At 66.6% G+C, this 2,804-nt stretch carries 2 protein-coding genes; both read left to right on the plus strand.

Annotated elements, in window-relative coordinates; genetic code table 11:
- Positions 1–1,349 (plus strand): GH1 family beta-glucosidase (locus ABIS05_RS10870; protein WP_348011156.1); only part of this gene is annotated, 1,349 nt, incomplete at its 5' end.
- 41 nt (positions 1,350–1,390) lie between these two features.
- Positions 1,391–2,776: an MFS transporter gene (locus tag ABIS05_RS10875; RefSeq protein WP_348011157.1), complete on the plus strand. Its 1,386-nt coding sequence runs from the start codon at positions 1,391–1,393 to the stop codon at positions 2,774–2,776.
- The last annotated feature ends 28 nt before the right edge of the window (positions 2,777–2,804 follow it).

The raw sequence follows: 2,804 nt of genomic DNA on the forward strand, positions 1-2,804 counted from the left end.
TGACCTACTCCAGCCCCTTCCCCGCCGACTTCATCTTCGGCGTTGCCGCCGCCGCCCCGCAGATCGAGGGCGCCGCCTTTGCCGACGGCAAGGGCGAGTCCATCTGGGACCGCTTTTGCCGCACGCCCGGCAAGGTGCACGACGGCGACACGCTCGACGTCGCCTGCGACCACTACAACCGCTTCGACGAAGACTTCGCGCTGATGGCCTCGCTGGGCCTGAAGTACTACCGCCTGTCCCTCGCCTGGCCGCGCATCTACCCGAACGGCGACGGCGAGCTGAACCAGGCCGGGCTGGACTTCTATCACCGCCTGTTTGCCAGCATGAAGAAGCACGGCATCGAGCCGTGGGTGACGATGTTCCACTGGGACCTGCCGCAGGCGCTGGAAGACCGCGGCGGCTGGACCTCGCGCGTCACCGTCGAGGCTTTCGGGCGCTATGCCGACACGGTCGTCAAGGCCTTCGCCGGTGAAGTGAAGCACTGGATCACGATGAACGAGATCCGCTGCTTCACGGAGTTGGCCTACGCCTGGGGCACCAAGGCGCCGGGCCGCAAGGAGAGCGCCGCCGTCGTCAACCAGACCTTCCACCACGCGCTGCTCTGCCACGGTCATGGGGTGAGGGCCGTGCGCGAGTTTGGCGGCGCGGGTGCCGTCGTCGGCCTGACCGACAACCTCGACGTCTGCATCCCCGTCACCGAGACGCCGGCCGACATCGCTGCGGCCAAGGCCTGGTTCCTGGAGAAGAACGCCCATGTGCTGGGCGCGATGCATGCCGGCCACTACCCGGCCGACTACCTGGCCCGCGTCGGCAGTGACGCCCCGAAGGTCGAGCCCGGCGACTTCGACCTCATCAGCCTGCCGACCGACCACCTCGGCCTGAACATCTACACCGGCACCTATGTGCGCGCCAGCAAGACGGGCGCCGCCTACGAGGCGCTGCCCCACCCGGTGAACTACCCGCGCGCCGACAGCCCCTGGCTGCGCCTCGTGCCGCAGTCCATCTACTGGGCCACGCGCTTTGCCGCCCAGTGCTATGGCCACAAGGCGCTCTACATCACCGAGAACGGCTGCGGCTACAACGACGAGCCCGTGGTGAACGGCGAGGTGCTGGACCTGCACCGCCGCGACTTCCTGCGCAACCACTTGCGCGAGGCGCACCGCGCCATCGGCGACGGCGTGCCGCTGAAGGGCTACTTCCTGTGGAGCTTCATCGATAACTACGAATGGGAAGACGGCTACCAGCGCCGCTTCGGCATCGTGCATTGCGACTACGCGACGCAGGTGCGCACGCCCAAGCTGTCGGCCCACTACTACGCCGACGTGCTGCGCACGCGCACCATCCTGTGAACCCGGGCAAGCTCATGAGCACTCCCGTCGTTCGAGATCGCGTGCCCCTCAAGCAAAAGGTCGGCTACGGCCTGGGCTCCTTCCTGGACATGTGGGGGCACTGGCTCTACCAGTCGCTGGCCTTTCACGTCTTCAACGTGGGCCTGGGCATGGCGCCGGGCCTGATCTCCACGGCGCTGGGCATCAAGATCTTCATCGACGCCGGCTCCGACGCGTTCTTCGGCTGGCTGTCGGACAACACCCGCAGCCGCTGGGGGCGGCGCCGGCCCTTCATGCTGGTGGGCGGCGTGCTGGCCGGCATCGGCCTGCCGCTGATGTTCGCCGTGGGCCAGGGCTGGAGCGACAGCCAGTACTTCATCTTCATCCTGTTGTCGCTGGTGATCTATGTGCCGGTGATGGCCTGCTTCAACATGCCCTGGGTCAGCCTGGGCTCGGAGATGACGCCCGACTATCACGAGCGCACCAGCGTGATGTCGATCAAGAACGCGATCCAGAAGATTCCCGAGCTGGGGATGTTCGTGGCCGCGCAGTTCACGACGCTGGCCTTCTTCTACGACGCCAAAGGCAAGCCCGACATCCTGCTCGGCGCCCAGGTCTACACGTCCATCCTGGGCGCCGTCATGGTGGCGATCTCGCTGGCCATGTTCTTCCTTGTGAAGGAGCGCTACTACGAGAAGGTGGTGGTGACGCAGACCTTCAAGGTGCCGTTCAAGGACACCCTGTACCGCACGCTGCGCAACCGGCCCTTCCGCATGTTGCTGGGCACCATGCTGGCCTACGGCCTGGCCACCGCCATGGTGGGCTTGCTGGGTTACTACACGACGCTGTACTACGTCTGCCAGGGCGACGTGGCGCTGGGCACGCGGTGGAACTCGGCCATGGGCTTGTCGGGCATGGCGATGGGCCTGGCCGGCATCCCGTTCTCGGGCTGGCTGGCGCGCCGCTGGGGCAAGCGCAATGCGCTGGCCGTCATCTTGTCGCTGGCCATCTGCGCCTTTATCGGCGACTGGTTCTTCTACAACCCGGCGCTGCCCTGGCTGCAACTGCTGGCCAGCGGCTGCGTGGCGTTCACGGGTGCGGGTTTCTGGACCATCTACGGCTCGGCCATGGCGGACGTGATCGACCACGACGAGTTGGAGACCGGCCAGCGCCGCGAGGGCTCGTTCGCCGCCTGCCAGTCCTGGATCAGCAAGGTGGGCCTGGCCCTGGGCAACGGCGCCTCGGGCTGGATCCTGCAGTTCACGGGCTTTGATTCGAAGCTGCCGGTGCAGAACGAGGAGTCGCTGTTCATGATCCGCGTGCTGCTGTCGGGCATTCCGACCATCGGCCTGCTGGTGGCGGTGGTGGTGATCCTGCGGTTTCAGCTGACCGAGCAGCGCTTGAGCGAAATCCGCATCGGCCTGGAAGCGCGAAGGGGGACCGTCTGATGACGCCCCGCCACCTGCTCTCGCGCCG

Origin of the sequence: Roseateles sp. (genome assembly GCF_039929605.1) — a bacterium.
Taxonomy (GTDB): Bacteria; Pseudomonadota; Gammaproteobacteria; order Burkholderiales; family Burkholderiaceae_C; genus Pelomonas.